At 44.1% G+C, this 15,028-nt stretch carries 14 protein-coding genes; 8 read left to right on the top strand and 6 right to left on the bottom strand.

The window, feature by feature from the left end; translation table 11 throughout:
* Positions 1–517: 517 nt before the first annotated feature.
* The 3 genes from QUF19_RS23620 to QUF19_RS23610 all read right to left on the bottom strand — a co-directional run bounded on the left by QUF19_RS23620 (position 518) and on the right by QUF19_RS23610 (position 2,393).
* A complete protein-coding gene (locus QUF19_RS23620; protein WP_286300256.1) occupies positions 518–868 on the bottom strand; it encodes a hypothetical protein in 351 nt (116 codons plus the stop codon).
* A 30-nt stretch (positions 869–898) separates the two neighbouring features.
* Positions 899–1,249, bottom strand: coding sequence for a cupin domain-containing protein (locus tag QUF19_RS23615; RefSeq protein ID WP_102544467.1), 351 nt, complete (start codon positions 1,247–1,249; stop codon positions 899–901).
* A gap of 259 nt (positions 1,250–1,508) precedes the next feature.
* A complete protein-coding gene (locus QUF19_RS23610) occupies positions 1,509–2,393 on the bottom strand; it encodes an AraC family transcriptional regulator (protein WP_286300250.1) in 885 nt (294 codons plus the stop codon).
* Positions 2,394–2,586: 193 nt separating this feature from the next.
* Here QUF19_RS23610 and QUF19_RS23605 point away from each other — a divergent pair, with 193 nt between their 5' ends.
* The 6 genes from QUF19_RS23605 to QUF19_RS23580 all read left to right on the top strand — a co-directional run bounded on the left by QUF19_RS23605 (position 2,587) and on the right by QUF19_RS23580 (position 8,621).
* The gene (locus tag QUF19_RS23605) at positions 2,587–3,735 is read left to right on the top strand and encodes an iron-containing alcohol dehydrogenase (protein ID WP_286300248.1); all 1,149 of its coding nucleotides are present in this window, start codon (positions 2,587–2,589) and stop codon (positions 3,733–3,735) included.
* A 255-nt stretch (positions 3,736–3,990) separates the two neighbouring features.
* Entirely contained in the window at positions 3,991–4,737 is a 747-nt protein-coding gene (locus QUF19_RS23600; RefSeq protein WP_286300246.1) for an amino acid ABC transporter ATP-binding protein, read from the top strand.
* Complete coding sequence (locus QUF19_RS23595) at positions 4,737–5,534, top strand: amino acid ABC transporter permease (protein WP_286300244.1); 798 nt, start codon at positions 4,737–4,739, stop codon at positions 5,532–5,534. The genes QUF19_RS23600 and QUF19_RS23595 overlap by 1 nt, the downstream gene beginning before the upstream one ends.
* A gap of 12 nt (positions 5,535–5,546) precedes the next feature.
* Positions 5,547–6,356 (top strand): transporter substrate-binding domain-containing protein, encoded by an 810-nt coding sequence (locus QUF19_RS23590; RefSeq protein WP_286300241.1) that lies wholly within the window; start codon positions 5,547–5,549, stop codon positions 6,354–6,356.
* 177 nt (positions 6,357–6,533) lie between these two features.
* Positions 6,534–7,457, top strand: a complete 924-nt coding sequence (locus tag QUF19_RS23585; RefSeq protein ID WP_286300239.1) for an amino acid ABC transporter permease — start codon at positions 6,534–6,536, stop codon at positions 7,455–7,457.
* A 219-nt stretch (positions 7,458–7,676) separates the two neighbouring features.
* Positions 7,677–8,621, top strand: coding sequence for an ADP-ribosylglycohydrolase family protein (locus tag QUF19_RS23580; protein ID WP_286300237.1), 945 nt, complete (start codon positions 7,677–7,679; stop codon positions 8,619–8,621).
* Between the two features lie 224 nt (positions 8,622–8,845).
* On the opposite strand, the gene QUF19_RS23575 is transcribed toward QUF19_RS23580, so the two are convergent.
* Positions 8,846–10,852 (bottom strand): TonB-dependent siderophore receptor, encoded by a 2,007-nt coding sequence (locus QUF19_RS23575; protein ID WP_286300236.1) that lies wholly within the window; start codon positions 10,850–10,852, stop codon positions 8,846–8,848.
* Positions 10,853–10,872: 20 nt separating this feature from the next.
* Between QUF19_RS23575 and QUF19_RS23570 the strand changes: the two genes are divergently transcribed.
* Complete coding sequence (locus QUF19_RS23570; RefSeq protein ID WP_286300234.1) at positions 10,873–12,099, top strand: helix-turn-helix transcriptional regulator; 1,227 nt, start codon at positions 10,873–10,875, stop codon at positions 12,097–12,099.
* A gap of 42 nt (positions 12,100–12,141) precedes the next feature.
* Here the strand turns inward: QUF19_RS23570 and QUF19_RS23565 are convergent, their stop codons facing one another.
* Positions 12,142–13,023, bottom strand: a complete 882-nt coding sequence (locus QUF19_RS23565) for a LysR family transcriptional regulator (RefSeq protein WP_286300232.1) — start codon at positions 13,021–13,023, stop codon at positions 12,142–12,144.
* Positions 13,024–13,124: 101 nt separating this feature from the next.
* On the opposite strand from QUF19_RS23565, the gene QUF19_RS23560 reads away from it, so the two are divergent.
* The gene (locus tag QUF19_RS23560) at positions 13,125–13,736 is read left to right on the top strand and encodes a LysE family translocator (RefSeq protein WP_286300230.1); all 612 of its coding nucleotides are present in this window, start codon (positions 13,125–13,127) and stop codon (positions 13,734–13,736) included.
* Between the two features lie 52 nt (positions 13,737–13,788).
* Here the strand turns inward: QUF19_RS23560 and QUF19_RS23555 are convergent, their stop codons facing one another.
* Positions 13,789–15,027: a DUF1501 domain-containing protein gene (locus QUF19_RS23555; protein ID WP_286300228.1), complete on the bottom strand. Its 1,239-nt coding sequence runs from the start codon at positions 15,025–15,027 to the stop codon at positions 13,789–13,791.
* Position 15,028 lies beyond the last annotated feature (1 nt).

The following is a 15,028-nucleotide window of genomic DNA, read 5'->3' as shown; positions in this document are numbered from 1 at the left end:
TGATATCCATCAGACTATCATCCAACCAAGAATCAGTAGCTTATGGGATAATTAGTCAATGATAGACTAATTATCCAACGAAATTAGGACTACCCAACAGCTCAAGTATCTTTGTTTTTGGGTATATCCAATAATAATGAATACTCTCTCAGATAATGTGATGAGAAATTCCCGAAATTTAGATGTTGTTTGATAGGTTGTTCACAAGAAAACAGCCTTATTGTCAGAACCATTGAACTACCACTAAAATATCCTGCATAAACTCTTAATCTATTTAACTAATTATTTTGAAGAGTCTATTTTGTACAAATACATTAATAATATATTCGATAATCCAATACCAATAAGCTGACAACACCCATAATTAGATACATTTACTCATGTAATTAAACAAGTGTGAAGCTCAGGGCTGATTGCGGTGATAAAGATGGTTTAGAGACTAGGAAGTAGCGCTTTCTGGAATGAAGATGGCGTCAAGACTAGTCATAGACGCCATTGTGTCTGGTGAACTCCTAACTCAAAGAAATTGCAGAACAAAGCAAGCAACGAAAGCGGGTAAACCAGCGATAAACAATACCAAGCCTGTTTGGTAATTCATTCGGTAGTGTTCTTGTTGGTCTTTATCAAAGTCATGCCCTTCGACCATTTTGTAAACTTTATCTGTAATTGGGTCATCAAGGCATGTCGTCTTACTCTGAACGCCACCTTCCCACATTAACTTTGCTAGAACCCAAATGACAATGACCACAAAGAACAAAAAGTCGACAAGTCTTGTCGTGGCAAAGAAAGGAATAAACTGAGATAGCGCTAAAACAACCAATGCTGCTGTTAAATTAATCAGTGCTACTTTTTTCAATAAATCGAACAAAAGCCCCCCTAAGAAATTGATTATATAAGCTTATTTTTGACTAGCTTGAATGATTAGCAACTCTATTTGATTAGCAGACGTGTTAATTAAACTATGTGTACCGAATCGCTTGTTGACTACCATATCACCTGAAGTAACGTGCTCTTCTTTACCCTCGATAATCATCGTTCCCTCGCCCTTCAAGATGATATACATTTCTTCATCATCTCCATGAGTATGCTCTCCCATTGAACTACCAGGTGGCATTACGACACGAATAGCAAAATCCCAAGCACCATCAAAGTCCTTCCGGCGAAAGGCTCGATAAATATCAATCTCTCCATCTCCTCCATGACTGTTGTGGTCGACTTCTTTATCGCACGTATAAAAATTACGTATCATCTATTGTTAGTCCTTTCATCAGTGTCGTCGGCAAATCTCAAGCGGCTCATCAAAGCCATAAGACAGCATAAATTTCGCACTTCAATACGAAACTGTTCCCGTCTAATTACTTATTTTAATTGGCTAAAATTTTTTGATTTGGTTTTCAATGATAGACATTTATAAAATAAATGCTTCTCGATCAACCAAAAGGTACGTGTGATATTGCATAACATGAAATACCGCACGTTTCGGAACATAGATTCGCTAGAAAGAAGAACTACACTGCTCTTGGGGTTGTGTTGAAGTGGCGCTTAAATTCACGGCTGAATTGGGATGGGCTGGAGTAGCCGACTCGGCGTGCAGCGTCATTGATTCGCAGGCCTTCTGACTGAATCAGCTCTTTGGCTTTGTTGAGCCTTACCTTCTTCAAGTATTGAAGGGGCGATTCGAAGGTGACATTACGAAAAGCATTGTGGAAAGCAGACACACTCATGTTCGCTTCATCGGCCAACGATTGAACGGTAATGGTTTGGTCATACTCTTCATGTACTTTAGACAGTGCTTTGGCAACACGTGCGTAATGGCCGTCGTGATGGGCAAGATCGAACAACACACGTCCTTCTGAACCTGTTAGTGCGCGATAAACAATTTCACTGACGAGCGCATCGCCCAGTATGTTGGCTTCGATGTCGCAATGCAGTGTTTTGATCAGTCGAGTAAAGCTGTCTAGCATCTGCTCTTCCATGGGTGTCGACTCTAAACCACTCGAGTTCTGCTTATGCTTGTTGCAGTAGCTTTCGAGAAAACCTTGGTCTTCTAGCTTTTTCACCAAACTGTGTAAACGCTGAGAATCAATGTTGATAGACAAACCAAGCAAAGGTTCACCATCAACAGGTAAGGCTTCGCACTCTAATGGCATTGGTACTCCGACGACAAGGTAATCACCCGCAGCGTAAGTAACAGGCCTTTCGCCAATATAGATGTTCTTTTTGCCCTGCCCAAGCATGATGATGCCAGACTGATAGGTAAAAGGTTGGCGTTGGTTACCACCGCTGCTTCGGTAAAACCAGACGCCCTCGATCTCAGTTTCTCTGATCCCTTCGAGATCATTCCAACCTTTGTATTCTACGTAAGACTGCATTAACTGAGCGAGTGTATTCATAACGGGTTATATTCCATTCAAGGTGCGGAGTGTATTTGCACAAAAGCCCAAAAAGAATAACAACTTTGTAGAAATAGGCAATTAATTTGGAGAAACTGGTCTTCACCACCCTAGTTTCCTGTACTAATATGCAAATATAGAAATTGAGCAACACATCAGAATAAAAAATCTAGCTTTACACAAGGAACCTACAATGCAATTTACTTATGTTAACCCTACTGTGATTCACTTTGGCCAAGGTCAAATCAACGCTATCAGCCAAGCGGTTGATACATCAAAGAAAGTACTTGTCATCTACGGTGGCGGTTCAATCAAAAGCAATGGCGTTTACGACCAGGTAGTCGCATCTCTTAAAGATCACGCTTGGATTGAATTCGCGGGTGTTGAAGCAAACCCTACAAAAGAGACGCTAGACAAAGCAGTCGCTCTTGTTAAAGAAGAAAACGTAGAATTCATTATCGCTGTTGGCGGTGGTTCGGTAATCGATGGTTCTAAGTATGTGGCTGCAGCGGCTAAATACGACGGTGACGGTTGGGACATCCTAGCGGGCAAACACCAAGTAACAGAAGCAACACCAATCGGTGCAGTACTGACGCTTCCTGCTACGGGTTCTGAATCTAACATGGGTGCAGTAATCACGCGTAAAGCGACTCAAGAGAAACTGGCATTCATGAACCCTGCAGTACAGCCTAAGTTTGCGGTAATGGACCCAGATGTAATGAAGTCTCTGCCTGAACGCCAATTGATCAACGGTTTAGTTGATGCTTGGGTACACGTGTGTGAGCAATACATCACAATGCCAACAGACGCGATGGTTCAAGACGGTTACGCAGAAACACTGCTGAAAAACCTACTTGTACTGGGTAAGCAATACGACGAGCGTGACAACGACGCATGGCGTGCAAACCTAATGTGGACAGCAAACCAAGCGCTAAACGGCCTGATTGGTACTGGCGTTCCTCAAGATTGGGCAACACACATGATTGGCCACGAGTTCACAGCACTATGGCACGTAGACCACGCACGCTCACTTGCGATTGTTCAACCTTCACTACTTCGTAACCAAATCGAAGCGAAGCGTGGCAAGCTAGAGCAAATGGGTCGTAACGTATTTGGCCTAGAAGCGGGTGCTGACCTAGCAGAACGTACAATCACTGCAATCGAGGCGTTCTACCACAGCCTAGACGTTGCAACTATGTTCGACGGCTACGAAGCAACTAAAGCGGCAGCAATCGACAACGTTGTTGCTCAACTTGAATCACACGGTTACCTACAACTAGGTGAGAACCAAGCAATCACGCCAGAGAAAACGCGTGAGATTCTAGAGTCTGCGATTCACTAAGATTCGCTAAAACTTAAAGAAAGCAAAAGACAGATCAAAATACAAAGGTGAATTGAACGAGTGAAATGCCTTATATAATATTTATGGCCTCACACTGAACCAAATTCTTTGGTCTTTCGTATATCAAAAGCAGCGTTCATTTTGGGCGCTGCTTTTTATTTGCCCTACAAGATGCTATTAAATTCTCATAAGTCCTTAATTTTATGTGCAATCATATTTCTATATTGTTAAGGTAAACCTGTCTCTTTACTAGGTATGAACAACGATTTGAACAATCTCAAGGAAATGGTTAAGTTTAAGTCACTTAACAAGTGGTATGGTGATTTTCATGCCCTAAAGGATATCGATTTAAAGATTGAACAAGGAGAAATAGTGGTGATTTGCGGACCGTCTGGTTCGGGTAAATCAACCTTGATCCGCTGTATCAATCAGCTAGAACCCTTCGAGAGTGGCGCGCTTTCCGTGCTAGAACAAGCGCTCCCGTGTAAGTTCAACACTCCTGGCCAGGTTGGAATGGTGTTTCAGCACTTCCATTTATTCCCCCATCTTACTGTGCTTGAAAACCTGACTCTGTCTCCGATTCGTACGCTCAAGAAAAGCAAAGAAGAAGCAGAGAAAACAGCGATGCATTATCTCGAATGTGTACACATTGCAGAGCAAGCCAATAAATACCCAGCTCAGCTTTCTGGTGGTCAACAACAGCGTGTGGCGATTGCTCGCTCTCTTTGTATGAAACCTGAACTGCTGTTGTTTGATGAGCCGACATCTGCCCTTGATCCGGAAATGATCAACGAGGTACTTGATGTGATGGTTGAGCTCGCGAGTGAAGGCATTACCATGGTGTGTGTGACTCATGAAATGGGCTTTGCGAAACGTGTTGCCGACCGTGTCATTTTTATGGATGAAGGACAAATCGTGGAATCCAACACGCCACTGTGTTTATTCGAGAACCCTCAACACGAGCGTACTCAAGCGTTCCTAAATCAGATTCTGACTTACTGATGCTGCTTAAAATAGTGAAACCTGCCCTATCCGCATTGGTACAAATTATTGTGCTCGCGGCTGCAGTTATCTGGATCCTCGATTCTGGTGCTCAAGCCATGGGATACAGCTGGCAATGGGAGCGAGTGCCCGACTACATCGCCTTTTATGAAGACGGTGAATGGTGGCCTGCAGAATTGATGGAAGGTTTGCTAGTCACCATTAATATCTCTCTGATTTCTTTGGTCGCTACACTAATCATTGGTTTAACCACAGCCCTGTTACGCAATTCTAATTCTGTGGTTGGTCGTACCCTAGCCACCAGCTATGTCGAGTTGATTCGTAACACGCCGTTATTAGTACAAATTTATTTGCTCTATTTTGTCTTTGGCCCTGTATTGGGGCTAGACCGCTTTAGCACCGCTGTTTTAGCCTTGGCACTTTTCCAAGGGGCGTACACTGCCGAAATATTTCGTGCAGGTTTAAATGGCATTGCTAAAGGACAATTTGAAGCAGCTCAATCTTTGGGCTTATCAAAGACCTATACTTATTGGGATGTGATTCTTCCTCAGGTGATTCAACGCACGTTGCCGCCTCTAACGAATGAAGTTATCTCTCTTATTAAAAACTCTTCGATTGTGAGTGTCATGGCTATTTTCGACCTGACAACCGAAGCCAGAAACATTGTTTCTGAAACCGCGATGCCATTTGAGATCTGGTTCTCTGTGGCGATCATTTATCTTGCACTTACACTTTCACTTTCTGCCGTTGCTGCTTGGCTTGAGCATAAGCTCGGAGCTAACTGGCGAACACAATAAGGATTTATCAGCATGAAGCTATTTAAAACCGCAATTACAGCTCTACTTGCGCTTGCCGTAAGTTTGCCTGCACTTGCATCTGAAACGCCTAACCTAGACAAAATCAACGAACGCGGCTCTATTCGTGTTGGTATGTCGACTTTTGTACCTTGGGCGATGCGTAACAAACAAGGCGACCTTGTTGGCTTTGAAATCGATGTGGCAAAACGCCTCGCTGAAGATTCAGGCTGGAAAGTTGAGTTCGTACCGACGGCATGGGACGGCATCATTCCTTCTCTACTGTCGAACAAGTTTGATGCGATCATCGGCGGTTTGTCTATCACTGAAGCGCGCTCTAAGAGTGTATTGTTTACTGAACCATATTCTCACTCAGGTGTTCAATTGGCAGCAAACAAAGAGTTAGCTGAAGGCTTTACTCAGATCTCTGATTTCGATTCTCGTCGCGTGAAAATTGCAGCACGTCGCGGCGCATTCACAGTTCAAGTGGCTCGTGAAACCTTCCCGAAAGCAAAAGTACTTCAGTTCGATGACGATGCTCAAGCATTCCAAGAAGTGTTAAACGGCAATGCACACGCGGTTATCGCGTCTAGCCCGAAACCAGAACACGAAGCGATTAAAAACGCAGACACGTTATTCATTCCATTTGAAGAGCGTCTGTCAAAAGGTAACGAAGCGTTCGCTGTGCGCCTAGGCGAAACAGACAAAACAGAATTCTTCAACGCGTGGATCAAAGCACGTACTGAAGACGGTTGGTTGAAAGAGCGTTACGAGTACTGGTTCTCTACTCTAGATTGGCAAGATCAGATTGCTCAAGGTCAGTAATCCGAAGCTGAGCTCAGTTTTTAATATGAGCTAATCTGTCGAATCTAAATCAAGGCAGTGCGCTGTTTGCACTGCCTTCTCATCGAAAACTTAAGTAGCCTTTTTAAGACGCTTTATTTGATTCGTTTTAGATCCAAGCAACAACCCAATAATAATTAATGTTTAAACAGGAATGACGTGAGTAGTACTAGCGCATTATCAACGCCCAAGCCCAACCTTCACATGAAGCCTTGGTATCAACGCCTCAATCTCTTAGATGGTGTGTTGTTTGCCATTATTTGTGCGTTCGCAGGTTGGCTTTATTATCGTTCTTCTGTCGGTATCAACTATCAGTGGCGATGGGAAGACGCGTTCACATTAATTTTTATTCCACCTTCTCAAGGCAGTATTCCCTACTTCTTCCAAGGCTTGGTCGCAACATTGCGTTTGAGCTTATGGAGCATGGTGTTAGCGCTCTCTTTCGGCACACTGTTAGGGGTAGCAAGACACTCTAAGATCGCTTTCTTCAAAACACCGGCGCTGATTTTCATCCAGTTGGTTCGAAATATTCCACCATTGGTATTTGTGTTTATCTTTTACTTCTTTGTCTCTAACCAGCTGATCCCACTACTTGGCTTAGAAAGCATTTTACGTGAACACAATGGCGAAATTAACGCTGTTCAAGATTTCCTATTCGGGCCCGCAAACCTATGGGAAAACTTAGCCTCTGGTGTTATCTGTATTGGCCTGCTCTCTTCCGCTTATATCGCTGAGGTGATTCGAGCTGGTTTAGAAAGCATTCCTAAAGGGCAATGGGAAGCGGCTGATTCGCTCGGGTTGTCTGCATTCTCTAAATATCGATTTGTAGTTGGCCCTCAGGTATTAACGGCGATTACACCACCTTTGGCAGGTCAGGCAATTTCGTTGGTTAAAGACACCTCAATTGTGTCATTGATTTCGATTCAAGAAATGACGTTTGTTGGCACCGAAATGGCCAACTCTTCCGGTTTGATCTTCGAGATCTGGTTGATTGTAGGCGCGGTCTACTTCGCACTATGTTTCACTCTTTCAAGTATTTTCAAAGTAATCGAGCAACGATCGAGTGTTTATCTAAACCGCTAACATCGCTGGCTATTTGAACGTGAATTCAAGCATCGGTTCGATGGCCAGAATTAACACCTAATTGATAATATTCATCAACTTAACCTGATTGGTTTAACTCATTGACCAATCAGGTTTAATTCGTTAAAAACTCTCTATCGAAACACAGCAAACCCCTCATTTAAACACTATACTTTTAGTACCCAATTTCATTGATTTTTCTCAAGGACTTCACTCAGCATGGACAATCATAAACAAAGAGCTTTTTGCGCCGTTGTGGGCGCATTGGTTGGAGACGCCGCTTCAATGGGGCTGCATTGGCTGTATGACCAAGAGAGGATCTTACAGGTTGCTGGTTTTGAGCCAGAATTTCGTTCGCCAAACCAGTTCGATTATCAAGACAAAGGCTACTTCGCGCACCAAGGAAAAACCGCAGGTGATCAATCGCAATACGGTGCTCAGTTATTGGCGATGGTCGACAGCCTAGTCGACAATCAACAATACGATGAAGCGAGTTACATTAAGCACTTCCGTTTCTGGTTTGATTTTGGTGGCAGTTGGCAAGGCTACATTGATAAAGCGACTCGTATGAGCTTGCTGAACATGCATCAATTGGAGCTAACTGATGCCCCAATCACAGCCTGTGGCGCTGATGACACCCAATTACCTGCGGTTTCAAAACTTATTCCTTTGGTGGCATGTACCTACACTTCTCACACCTTACCGGCTATGGTCGAGAGTGCGGTTCGAGTCACTAATAATAATGATAAAGCGGTAGAGTGGGCACAAGCCATCACCCTACTGATTCAAGCTGCGATACAAGGTAATTCACCACTACAATCGGTAGAAATGGTAAGACAGACCTGCAGCAAGTTTATACACGATCAAATCGATGAAGCACTGACTGAACCTGAGCTTTCAATAACAGATGCCGCGAAGAAGTTTGGACTCCATTGTGAATTGAATGCCGCGTTCCCATTGCTAATTCGCATCATTGCTGGCGCTCAAAGCTTTAAACAAGGCATTCGAGATAACATCTTATGTGGCGGTGATAGTTGCGGACGTGCGATCGTGATTGGCGCGGTATTAGCAGCCTGCTTCTACGAAGAAGACGGCGCAATTCCAACAGAATGGCTAAACCAAGTCGAACTCAATGGTGGTGTCTTGTCTCTGCCAATTGAATAGCATTGTGGAGCCTGATTAACTGTTCAGACAATCTAAAACTAAAGCGCCTCTCGATTCCTTGCCCGAGAGGCGCTTTAATTTTCATTCGTCATTTAAGCTAGTTACAGAAAGGAACTGCTTAAACGACTGACTTAAAGAATGACTTCAGTTTTGGGCAATAAGCTTTGCGGATCCCTACGACCGTGAGTTTATCGCTCCAACCAAACCTACGAATTTAAACCTTTCTAGAACTGATACGCGGCAGAAAGCTTGTAGTTACGGCCAGGTTCATAGTCATCCAAGGTAAAGCCTCTTTCTGTGCCTGAACGAGATGCGTGTGAGGTGTATTGCTCATCAAACACGTTATCGATACCAAAGGTAACAGACAGTCCGTCAACATTTGATGGCACCCATTGAGCGTAAAGGTTATGAACATCGTAACCTTCTTTAATTGGCTGACCATCGAATACATTGTCTTCGTCTTTCACCAACATTGAGTTCCAACCAAAGATCGTTTCTAGCGCTTCAGACTGATAATCCAGTGTTAGCGTGATGCTGTCACCCATATCAATACTGCGTCCATTTCCACCCGCGACAGCGCCGCCTGTGTCTTTATTTTTAGTATCTGAACGTGCATAAGACAGCTTACTGTTAAACATCTCGTAGCCATAAGACAGGCTAGCTTCGAAGCCTTTTATTTCCACGTCGCCTAAGTTGTAAATCAAGTAACTCTGGTTCGCGGGCTGATACTCTTCAGCTATGTAATCATCGATATTGGTTTGGAATACGGTTAGGTTTGCTCCGATGAAGTGGTTATCTAAACGCTTATCAAAACGCACGCCACCTTGCGTGTTCTGCCCGGTTTCGGCTTTAATATCGTCCGCTAAAAACGCAGCATCTTGATAAACGATAAAGGTTTCCATCAACTCTGGGCCTTTGAACAACGAGCGTATGCTGGCAAACAACGTCCAATCTTGAGTGACATCCCATTGTGTTGCCAGCGACCATGTCACGTCGTCAAAGTCGTCGTTACCAGTTTCGGCTTTGCGTTGATAATCATCGAAGCGGACGCCCGCAGTGATAGAAAAGGCTTGGGTAAAGTAGAATTGGTCTTCAACAAAAAGTGCGGTAGAAATTGCTGACTCGTCCATAAACTTACTGCTGCCGATATAGCTGCTTGATGACTTGTCCATGTAGTCAAAACCATAGGTCGCGATGTTATCAAACGACATCAAGCGATAGTCCGATTGGAACTTCGCGTTCAAGCCAAAGTTTTGGTTCTTCGCCGCGTTATTAGATAAACGATTCGAAGGCCAACGCGGTGCCATAACGCTTTCATCACGCTGAATTTCAGTTTCTGTGTTGTACAGAGTCACGTTACCTTGGTGACTTTCGCCACGTAGCTCATAGCTAGCCGTTATCGTGTCACGGTCATAGTCAGTAGGAATGAGAATATCGTTAGACAAGCCTTCATTCGCGCCACCCGACATATCTGGACGCGGGCTGTAATCACCACTATCACGGTAGAGATCATAAGAGAGTTCAAAGCGGTGTAAGTCACTCAGTTCATAACCAATCTTACCGAGAATGTTATACACGTCCCCTTCTGAGCCGAAGGTTTCATTGCCGTCGCCGTCCTTAAAATCATCACGGCTCATATAGTGACTGTAGAGCATGGCATCAACCTTATCCGACAACAAACCATACACAGTTAAAGAACCTTGCTGACTTGCATTCGTTGCGTAGCCGCCATAAACACGAGCGCCAAAACTCTCGTCATAACGAAGCAGATCTTTCGCATCTTTGGTTTCAAAAAGCACCGAACCGCCTAGTCCATTTTGCGTAACCGAGTTATTACCGACTTGGATATCGGCCGATTTCAAGATGTCAGGGTTAAGCGTCAAGTTACCGATATGGTGGAACATATTGGCGTGCTGAGAAGCACCATCGAGTCGAATGTCTAAGTCAGTTTCGCTTAAGCCACGGATGGTAATTCGTTGGTTCACCGAGTGCGTTCCCCCAACATCAACACCGGGAATCTCACGCAGTAGATCTGACATATGGTCAGCTTGCTTGAGTGACATGTCATCGGCAATGATCGATTCAGTGTTGCTTGATACTCTCGTTCCCCACACCACCACTTCATCAAAGTGCGATGTGTTTTCCTCTGCAATCACCGGGCTACTAAACGCGCTGGCAATTGCAATACAGAGGGCTGAAAGCTTGATTGTTGAGTTGACTGGGCTTTCCATAAATTCAATCCTAGATGTAAATGATAATAATTCGCAAACATGATAGGGTTGTAATTTATAAATGCACAGATGATTTGCTCATGCAGAAACGCATAGGTGTTATGAGGAACGGTCAAATGAGTGAAGTAACATCAAAGCAAACTAAACTTGCCGAAACGGCTATGACTGAAAGAGTCGAATTAAACAAGAAAGCTGTGTTAACGAACAAACCAGTGTTAACTAAAAAAGTCGCTTTGACCAAAAAGCTCGAGCAGACTGAAAAGCAGATCATTGTGACACAAGGGCAGACCAAGCAGACATCACTTGCTGAAGGCAAATTCCTTTCTTACCAATACAATGACCAAATCTTTGTTCATGGCGGTCGTTGTATTGAATTAGTAGACAGCAACATCGTATCGACGGCTCACTCCGCTATCTTGATTACCATTCTTCTCGCAGGGAAACTCACCTTTGGCTATGACGATCTTGAGTTCGATCTCGATGCCAGTAATGGGCCACAAGGCGTAGTAGTAAACTTAACCAAACCTGCCAACTTTAGGCGTTCACTAATCCAAAACAATAAGATGAATAAAATTAACATCTTGGTTAAGCCTCAATGGGTAGAGCCTCGTTTAAGCGACCACTGTTCTAACAAGTCATTCCTAGATTCACACAAAGCGTTTTACGAGTTAGAGCTAAACCCTGACATCATTCAATTAACGAACAGATTAACCAGCCAAGCGACACCGACCAACTTTCAAGACAAGCTCGTCGTCGAGACGTTGACCCAACAATTGATCGCTCAAACTCTTTCTCAGATGCCTATACAATGTTGCCAAGAGTGCACTTCTGAGGACATTAACGCTAATCCAAACGGCACGGATCAGAGTGTTGTTTTTGACCAAAACGATAACCAAGTTTCGGCTGAAAAAGGGTTCGATGCCAAGATAGAAGACATCATCAGCTACATTGAAATCAACTTAGATAAGCCACTCAGTCTTGAAAGCATCGCAGGTCGATTCTCAATGAGTATCTCCAACTTACAGCGTCGATTTAAGCAATCTTACAATCTCACTATCAATGGTTATATCCGACACCGACGCTTAGATATAGCGCGCCAGCACTTAGAACGAGGCTTGGTATCAATAACCGAAGCAGCCTATGAGGCAGGTTATCAGCACCCTTCTAACTTCACCATTGCTTTCAAGAAAGCGTTTGGTGTGCCGCCTCATGCACTTGCTAAGCACTCAACATCAAGAACGAGTTAGCTTCTAAAGTAACAAAGATATCGGTTGTTAGTTTTTAAGATGTTAATAGCCTGGAACACACTGCGACAACTCATTCCTCAGCCAAGTCACAAACGGGTTTTCTGGCTGATCATGCTCGCTGTTTTGCGTGAGCAGTATGTACTGGTGTCCAGAAGGTACAAAACCAAACGGCGCGATCAAGTTACCTCTTTCAATATCGTCAGCGACAAGTGGATAAGACCCAAGCGCAGCCCCTAAACCATCAACAGTCGCCTGAAAGCAAAAGTAGAAGTGTGCAAATGTCTGGTTCGCAGCAGCTTGTGACAATACTCCGCTATTAACTGTGCTTTCAGTGATAGACGCCCAATGACTCCAAGCATCTGGTCGAGTGCTGCTGTGCAGTAATTTCACATCACCTAGATTATCTTTAACCTGTTGCCAATAATCAGGCGAGAATACAGGGCCAACCCATTCTGTGACCAACGGAATCTGTTTGTAGTGCTCGGTTACGTTGAAGTCGTCTCGGCGAATTGCCATATCTAACCCAGTCGCACCTAAGTTCACAGCCCCACCAGCGGTGGACAAACGAACGTCAATGCCCGACTCGGCGTAAAAATCACCTAAACGTGGCATTAACCAACGCATGGTTAGTGTTGGTTCGCACGAAACTTCTAACGCATGGTTATTAAGCTGGTTCAGCTTTTTAACGCCCGTATCCAACGCCTGAAACGCTTGCTCTGTGTAACCTTTGAGTAACTCACCCTCTGTGGTCAAACACACATTACGACCCTGCTTATAAAACAGAGTTTGAGATAAATAGCTTTCCAGAACTTTGATCTGTTTGCTCACCGCACCATGGGTAATATTAAGTTTTGCTGCCGCGTTGCTGTAACTCGTAGAGTGAGCCGCGACATGGAAAACATGAAATGCTTTTAGATGCCTCATGTGTGATTATTTCTCACAGGTTAATGGAGTTCATTTCGATTATAGGCAGCAAACAAAAACCATACAATGACGGCTCATCAAATAACAGAATTGGAGTATTTATGGAGTGGTTGAGCTTAGCGGTGTTAGGACTATTGATTGTTATAAGCCCCGGTGCTGATTTCGTTTTAGTTTTGAAGAACAGTATCAATCAAGGTAGACAAGCCGGTATTTGGACTGCAATAGGAGTCAGCCTCGCGATTTGCGTTCATATTAGCTATTCAATGCTGGGGATTAGTTACTTAATCTCACAGAACGAGCAACTTTTCGACATCATTCGATACTCAGGTGCCGCGTACCTTATTTGCCTTGGAATAAAAGGCATTCTAAGCGCAGACAGTCAACTCGCACCTATGGAAGGAACGACGCAGAGCATCAGTGTTTGGCGTTATTTAGCCCAAGGCTTTTTGTGTAACGTGCTCAACCCAAAAACCATGTTGTTCTTCTTGAGTATCTTCAGCCAAGTGATCTCACCCGATACTAACAACCAACATGTAGCACTCGGCTATGGGCTTTACATGATTGTTCTTCACGGCTTGTGGTTCGGAATTGTCGCAATGCTTTTCACTTCAAAGACATTACAGACGCATTTATTGCGAGCAAAGAAACGACTCAATCAAGCGTGTGGGGTTGGATTGGTGACATTCGGTGCATTGTTGGCGGTTAAGTCGTAAACCACATTCAAAGCTATGCCCCAAAGCCCACAATCTAAGGCTCAAAGCCACTTCATATCATTTGAAGTGGCTTTACCATTTCACTATCAGGGAAGATGGTGTCGAGCTGCTTCGTTTCTATCGACAAATACTGACTTAGCACGCCTTTGATTACACCTCGCATGTCGGTGGTTGGTTTGAGATCTCGCCCTTGATACAGATTCTCTTGGCTTAATCCCGGCCAGTTTGCGATAACTCGGCCTCCAGATTCGCTTGAACTCGATATGTTTGAATCCTTGTTAGCCATTGCCCCACCAGTAACCAACATGACGTTACCAGTGCCATGATCGGTGCCTTTTGTGCCGTTTTCCTTAGCTGTTCGACCAAACTCACTGGCGGCGATGATCACCGTATTATTCCAGCGTGAACCTAACGATTCCTTAAGTGCCGCTAACCCTGCATCCAAGGTTTTAAGTTGGTTACTCAACCTACCATTGACGCTGCCTTGATTTGCGTGGGTGTCCCAACCACCTAATTCTAGTGCTGCAATGTTTGGCCCGTTATCGGCAGATAAGATATCGCCCGTTTTACTCATCAATGACTTAAATTGTTTGCCAACGCCTTGGTCACCCACAAGATCATCTATCTTCATTACGCTTTCAAAGTTGGCAGACAGCATTTGGTCACTTTGGAAGAGTTCTTCAAGTAGCTCGGTTTGTTTGTCGCGTGTTTTCAAGCGGTTTGGATACCAACTTGCCACGGTAGATTCGCCCTGCATGATGAGCGGCAGGCCTGAATCAATCGCGATTCCATCGTATTGTTCTGAGCTCAGTGCAAGTAAACGGTTAAGCCACCCTTCTGTATTAAAAGGGTCGGAAGTGCCGTTTTCTAATATCTTTTGTCCATCAAAATGAGAACGCTCGCGATAAGCGGTTGAACAAGCATGAACGAGGCTAAGTTCTTTATTTTCATACCATTGATGACAATTTTTAAGCGAAGGGTGTAACCCAAAGAAACTATCTAGCTTAAGTAGCTGATCGGGCTTCAAACCTATATTCGGTCTTAGATCTGCATAATCAGGATCAGCATGAGGTACCACAACGTTTAACCCATCCATCGCGCCACGCAGTGATATCCAAACAAAGATATTGTCTGAGCGCATTTTGGCAAAGCTTGGAAATGGCAAAATCGCACTCACACCAACAGCCGCGGCAATGCCCATGAACTGGCGGCGATGAATACTTTGTAGGCCGTGATTGTGTGGCTTATTACTTTGCGACTTCATAGTCTGCGAACCGTTTGTCTTTTTCATA

Source organism: Vibrio sp. FE10, assembly GCF_030297155.1.
GTDB classification, from domain to species: domain Bacteria; phylum Pseudomonadota; class Gammaproteobacteria; order Enterobacterales; family Vibrionaceae; genus Vibrio; species Vibrio apostichopi.
The sequence above is the reverse complement of the archived record's forward strand: the minus strand, read 5'-3'. Positions and strand labels throughout refer to the sequence as shown.